Annotated in this window: 6 protein-coding genes; 3 read left to right on the forward strand and 3 right to left on the reverse strand. The window is 72.6% G+C overall.

Going from position 1 to position 6,000, the window contains the following annotated elements; all coding sequences use genetic code 11:
- Positions 1-25 precede the first annotated feature (25 nt).
- The gene (locus tag ACIP93_RS04720; protein ID WP_401755729.1) at positions 26-526 is read right to left on the reverse strand and encodes a MarR family winged helix-turn-helix transcriptional regulator; all 501 of its coding nucleotides are present in this window, start codon (positions 524-526) and stop codon (positions 26-28) included.
- Between the two features lie 390 nt (positions 527-916).
- Here ACIP93_RS04720 and ACIP93_RS04725 point away from each other — a divergent pair, with 390 nt between their 5' ends.
- Together ACIP93_RS04725 and ACIP93_RS04730 are read left to right on the forward strand one after the other, a co-directional pair.
- Positions 917-1,489: an NADPH-dependent FMN reductase gene (locus tag ACIP93_RS04725; protein ID WP_401755732.1), complete on the forward strand. Its 573-nt coding sequence runs from the start codon at positions 917-919 to the stop codon at positions 1,487-1,489.
- Positions 1,482-1,895 (forward strand): PPOX class F420-dependent oxidoreductase, encoded by a 414-nt coding sequence (locus ACIP93_RS04730; RefSeq protein ID WP_401755735.1) that lies wholly within the window; start codon positions 1,482-1,484, stop codon positions 1,893-1,895. The genes ACIP93_RS04725 and ACIP93_RS04730 overlap by 8 nt, the downstream gene beginning before the upstream one ends.
- 466 nt (positions 1,896-2,361) lie before the next feature.
- Here ACIP93_RS04730 and ACIP93_RS04735 read toward each other — a convergent pair whose 3' ends face one another.
- The gene (locus tag ACIP93_RS04735) at positions 2,362-2,802 is read right to left on the reverse strand and encodes a DUF3618 domain-containing protein (RefSeq protein ID WP_345228320.1); all 441 of its coding nucleotides are present in this window, start codon (positions 2,800-2,802) and stop codon (positions 2,362-2,364) included.
- Entirely contained in the window at positions 2,799-3,224 is a 426-nt protein-coding gene (locus ACIP93_RS04740; RefSeq protein WP_345228321.1) for a phage holin family protein, read from the reverse strand. The genes ACIP93_RS04735 and ACIP93_RS04740 overlap by 4 nt, the downstream gene beginning before the upstream one ends.
- A gap of 608 nt (positions 3,225-3,832) precedes the next feature.
- On the opposite strand from ACIP93_RS04740, the gene ACIP93_RS04745 reads away from it, so the two are divergent.
- The gene (locus ACIP93_RS04745) at positions 3,833-5,848 is read left to right on the forward strand and encodes a M4 family metallopeptidase (protein ID WP_345228322.1); all 2,016 of its coding nucleotides are present in this window, start codon (positions 3,833-3,835) and stop codon (positions 5,846-5,848) included.
- The last annotated feature ends 152 nt before the right edge of the window (positions 5,849-6,000 follow it).

Consider the following 6,000-nt stretch of genomic DNA (forward strand, 5'->3'; position numbering starts at 1 on the left):
CACGCGGGGGCGCCGGGTCCCTTTCCTACGCCGTACCGCGCGCCGGCTTCTTCGCGCGCGGTTCCACGCCGGCGGAGAGGTGGCGGACGACGACCTCGCCGATCTCCGCGAAGACGGCCTGCTGCTCGGGGGTGAGGAGGTCGATGAAGTTGCGGCGCACGGAGTCCACGTGCGGCGGCGCGGCCGCCTCCAGCGTGCGCAGGCCGTCGGCCGTGAGGACGACCTCCGCGCACCGGGCGTCGCTCGCGCACCCCTCCCTCGCCACCAGCCCGCGCTGCTGCATCCGCGTCAGATGATGGGAGAGGCGGCTGCGGGACCAGAGCATGCGGTCGGCCAACTCGCTGATCCGGCAACGGTTGCGGTCGGAGAGGCCGAGGTGGGAGAGAACGTCGTAGTCGGCGTCCGAGAGGCCGCTGTCGGCGTTCAGGTCGCGGGAGACCTGCGCGCCGAGCAGCAACTGCATCCGGCGGTAGGCCTGCCAGGTGCGCTGTTCGGCGTCGGTCAGCCAGCGGGGTTCGGAGGTCACGCCGGGCAGCCTACCGGGAAATGGTTGACACGTCATCGATGCCACCCCTAGGTTACCGATGACACGTCAACGAATCGACGGGACGGGGAGCGGTGACCGCCACCGAGCACGAACGGGCCCACCGGAGTTCGTGCTCGACGCGGTGGCGGCCGGGCCGTACGTGGGGCGGGGCTCGGTCCCGGTCCGCGCGACGGCCCGATGACGGGCCCGGCCCGCCGCGGCCTCTCCCGCCGGGCGGCCCGCACGGGCGTCGAGCCGGCCGCCCCGGCGGGACGGTGGGCGCCGGGACCGTGCTCCACGCGGTGGCGACGCCCCCCCCCGGCCCGACCGGCCCCGAAGCGCTTCACTCTTCCTGCTCGACTTCCTCTCCGCGCAAAGGATTCCTCACCCATGCCTTCTCGCCTGTACGTCCTGTCCGCGAGCACCCGTCCCACCTCGTCCGGCAGGCCGCTGGCCCGGTGGATCGCGGAACGGGCCGCCGCCCGGCCGGAGTTCGAGGTGACGACGGTCGACCTCGGGGAGGTCGCGCTGCCCTTCCTGGACGAGCCGGAGTACCCGTCGACGGGGCGGTACGCACACCCGCACACCCGTGCCTGGAGCGAGACGATCTCCCCCGCCGACGCCTTCGTCTTCGTCCTGCCGATGTACAACGGCGGCTTCACCGCACCCCTGAAGAACGCGATCGACTCCCTGTACGCCGAGTGGCGGGACAAGCCGGTCGGCCTGGTCAGCTACAGCGCGGGGCCCTCCGGTGGCGCGCCGGCGATCGAGATGATCCGTCCGGTGCTGAACCGGGTGGGCCTGCGCCCGGCGGAGCCGACGCTCTCGGTGCCGGGCATCGAGGGCCTGGTGGAGGGCGGCTCCTTCCGGGCCGCGCCGGAGTTCACGGCCGGGGCGGACGCCGTGCTCGACGCGGTCGCCGAGCTGGCCCTCGCGGGGGCGGCGGTGCGGGCGGGTGCCTGAGGCAGGGAACCGTCTCTCCCCCGCCCTGCGGCAGTACCTCGACACCTCCCCCGCCTTCGCCACCGTGGCCACGCTGCTGCCCAGCGGGCTGCCGCACCTGACGAGGGTGTGGGTGACGCGGGACAGGGACGACCTGCTGTTCACCACGGCACCGGACCGGCTCCAGGGCCGCAACGCCGCGCGGGACCCGCGGGTGACGCTGCTGATCGGGGCGCCGGACGACCCGTACGCGTACGCCGAGGTCAGAGGTACGGCGACGCTGGAACCGGACCCGGACCGCACGCTGGCGGACCGCCTCGCGCGGGCCCACACCGGGAAGCCGTTCGCCGCGTTCAACCCGGCGTCGGCGCAGTCGGAGTTCGTGGCGGTCCGGGTGACGCCGACGCGGGTGGCGGGCCGCTTCTGAGCGAGGGGCCGGACGGCGGCGCACACCACTGCGGCAGGGCCGGCTCCGCGCGGACCGCCCTGCCGACCGGCCGCCTCTCCCGTGCCTCCCACCGGTCGGCGAGCGCCTCCACCAGGAGCAGCCCCCGCCCGGCCTCCGCCCCGGCGGGTGGGTGGCACGAGTTCCCCGGGGTGGGGGCCGCCGTGCGCCGCGCGCGTCCGAGACGCCCACGCGGAGGGTGCGCGGGCCGGGTTCGGGCCGGAGCCCGAAGTCCCGCCCCGGGGCGCGGCCGTGCGTGACGGCGTTCGCGGCGGGCTCCGCGACCAGGCGGACCGCGGTGTCACCGGAGTCCCGAACTCGCCGTCGCCCCGGAGAGCCGGCAGCGGTTCGTCTCGTGCGCACGCCGGACCCGACCCCGCGCCCCTTCCGCACACCGCGCACCGCCCCGCACGGGCTCACCGCCCGTACGGGGCGCGGCAGTCGGGGACTACCTCCGCCTGCGCCGCAGCAGCACTCCGGTCAGCACCAGCACCGCCGCCGCGCCCGCCAGGACCGCCGCCTTGCGGTCCCGCACCGGAGCCGGGGCCTTGGCCTGCCAGACCTCGTCCACCTGGGACGCCTTGGCCTTGACCTGCTCCGCCAGCTCAGCGGCCTTCGCGGCGGTCTGGTCCTTGAACTCCACCGCCTTGGCCGTGCCCTGCTCCTTCAGCTCGGCCGCCTTCGCCGTGCCCTGCACCTTCAGCTCAGCCGCCTTGGCCGCCCCCTGCTCCTTCAACTCCGCCGCCTTGTCCTGGGCGCGGGCCTTCACGTCCGCCTTGTCGGCCAGTGCCTGCACCGTGTCGCCCAGTTCGTGGCGGGTCTGTTCGATCTGTGCGCGGAGCTCCTCGGGGTTCTCCGCGGTGGGCTCGTCATGGGGTGGCTGCGTCATCGTTTGGCACTCTCCTTGATCTCGGCCACATCGGCCTTCACGCTGTCGATGGCCTGCTCCGGCGTGGGCGAGCCCGCCTTGCCGACCTCCTTCTTGCCCGTCATCGCCAGTACCGCGGCGATCACGCCGAGCACGGCGGTGACGATGAGGGCCGCGGCCCATACGGGCAGCGGTACGGCCAGGCCCGCGATGGCGGTGGCCACCAGGGCCTGAAGGGTGAGGAAGCCGACGAGGCCGGCCCCCCCGAAGAGGCCCCCGCCCTTTCCGTACCGCTTGCCCTTCTCCTTCATCTCGGCCTGTGCCAGCCGCATCTCCGCCCGCACCAGCTCGGTGAGCTGCTGCGAGGCGCGCGACACCAGTTCACCGACCGGCGCCCCTTCTCCCGTACCCGAACGGGGCTCGTACCGGGCCTGTTCGTCCATCACACGTCACTCCTTAGCGAGGGCGGCTCGCTCCGGGTACCCGCGATCCGCCGACACTCACGGGGGCGCATCCCCCGAAACGGACACCGGAGCGAGTGCCTGGGCGGGACCCCTCCACAGCGTCCTCACAACCCCCCGGGTATGGTCATGGCGCGCCCGCGGCTTCACACGCCTGCAACATATCCGGCCGCAAGAGGCGCAGGTTTTCGGCCATGCGGGGTCCCCGCGGCCGCCGTGTGGAGGCGTCCCTTCCGCGAGCCCGTACGCCGCTGTGCGCCCCGCCCCGTTTGCGATGGCAGCGCATCGCACACCCGGCCCCCTTCCGTACGTACGCGTGACGACGCCTTCCTTACGCACAGGCAAACGATCCGGATACCGAACATGACCTCCCGGGCAACGAACCGCTTCCGGCCAAGTTGTTGACGCGCTCCTGACACGGACCGCATCCGGCTGCCACTCTTCCGACGCACACAGCACCGCCGCACCACGTTCCACTCTTTCGCTCCACCCTTCGAGCTCCACGCGCACCACTGCTCTGCCTGCTCTGCACGCACTGCCCGGCCGGCCTCACCCAGCCGTCCGGTACCCCCCTCGCAGAAGGAGTCCGCGTGAGATCCACGCACCGCAAGCGCGCCACGGCGACCGGCGCACTGCTCGCCGCCGCAGCGCTGCTCGTCGGCGTCCAGACCGGCTCGGCCAGCGCCGACAACGCGCAGGCCGCTCCCGCCGCCGCCCAGCCCAACCCCGGGGCCCAGCCCGTCAAGCTCACCCCCGCGCAGCGCGCCGCGCTGCTCGCCAAGGCGAACGAGTCCAAGGCGGCCACCGCCAAGGAGCTCGGCCTCGGCGCCAAGGAAGCGCTCGTCGTCCGTGACGTCGCCCAGGACGTGGACGGCACCACGCACACCCGCTACGAGCGCACCTACGACGGCCTGCCCGTCCTCGGCGGCGACCTGGTCGTCAAGAAGGACAAGGCCGCCGCCACCCGGGGCGTCTCCCGCTCCACCACGGCGAAGCTCCAGGGCATAGCCGCCACCCCGAAGATCGCCGCCGCGGCCGCCGAGAAGCAGGCACTCGGTCTCGCGAAGGCGGAGGGCTCCGACCGGACGAAGGCGTCGATCGCCCCGCGCCAGGTGGTGTGGATGGGCTCCGGCGCGCCGGTCCTCGCGTTCGAGACCGTCGTCGGCGGCTTCCAGCACGACGGCACGCCCAACGAGCTGCACGTCGTCACCGACGCCGCCACCGGCAAGAAGCTGCACGAGTGGCAGGCCGTCGAGAACGGCGTCGGCAACACCCAGTACAGCGGCCAGGTGACGCTCGGCTCGACGCAGTCGGGTTCGACGTACAACCTGACCGACGCGGGGCGCGGCAACCACAAGACGATCGACCTCAACGGCGGTACGTCGGGCGGCACCCTCTTCACCGGTCCGGACGACGTGTGGGGCAACGGCCAGCCGTCCAACCGCGAGACCGCGGGCGCGGACGCCGCGTACGGCGCGGGCGCGACGTGGGACTACTACAAGAACGTGCACGGCCGCACCGGCATCCGCGGTGACGGCGTCGGCGCGACCTCCCGCGTCCACTACGGCAACGCGTACGTCAACGCCTTCTGGCAGGACTCCTGCTTCTGCATGACGTACGGCGACGGCGCGGGCAACGCCAAGCCGCTGACCTCGATCGACGTGGCCGCGCACGAGATGACGCACGGCGTCACCTCGGTGACCGCCAAGCTGATCTACTCCGGCGAGTCCGGCGGCCTGAACGAGGCGACCTCCGACATCTTCGCGGCGGCCGTCGAGTTCAACGCCAACAACGCCAACGACGTCGGCGACTACAACGTCGGCGAGAAGATCGACATCCGTGGCAACGGCACCCCGCTGCGCTACATGGACAAGCCCTCCAAGGACGGCTCGTCGAAGGACTCCTGGTACTCGGGCATCGGCAACATCGACGTCCACTACTCCTCGGGCGTCGCCAACCACTTCTTCTACCTGCTGTCCGAGGGCAGCGGCGCGAAGGTCATCAACGGCGTCTCGTACGACTCGCCGACCTCCGACGGCAAGCCGGTCACCGGCATCGGCCGCGCGAAGGCCGAGAAGATCTGGTTCCGGGCGCTGACCACGAAGTTCACGGCCAGCACCAACTACGCCAACGCCCGGGTCGGCACGGTGGCCGCGGCCACCGAGCTGTACGGCGCGGGCAGCCCCGAGGTCAAGGGCGTCGAGCACGCCTGGGCCGCGGTCAACGTCGGCAGCCGTCCGGACGACGGCAACCCGCCGACCGGCAAGGTCTTCGAGAACGCCGCCGACGTCTCCGTGCCGGACAACGGCGCCGCGGTGACCTCCCCGGTGACCGTCACCGGCGTCACCGGCAACGCCCCGTCCACCCTCAAGGTCGACGTGAACATCGTCCACACCTACGTCGGTGACCTCGTGGTCGACCTGGTCGCCCCCGACGGCTCGGTGTACAACCTGCACAACCGGTCCGGCGGCAGCGCGGACAACCTGGTCAAGTCCTACACCGTGAACGCCTCCTCGGAGGTCGCCAACGGCACCTGGAAGCTCCGCGTCCAGGACAAGGCGTCCCAGGACGTCGGCTACATCAACAGCTGGAAGCTCACCTTCTGACCTGTTGAGGGCCGTCTCTCGTACGACCTGACAGTGGTGCCCGGGGCCCGCGGCGGGCCCGGGGCCCCCCGGGGTGTTCCCCCGCGGCCCCCCAAACCTTTTAACCGATTCGGGGGACCCCCCCCCCGCGCCGGGCCCCCCCCCCCGCCCCG

The sequence above is a fragment of the Streptomyces sp. NPDC088745 genome, from assembly GCF_044751045.1.
Classification (GTDB): Bacteria; Actinomycetota; Actinomycetes; order Streptomycetales; family Streptomycetaceae; genus Streptomyces; species Streptomyces cremeus.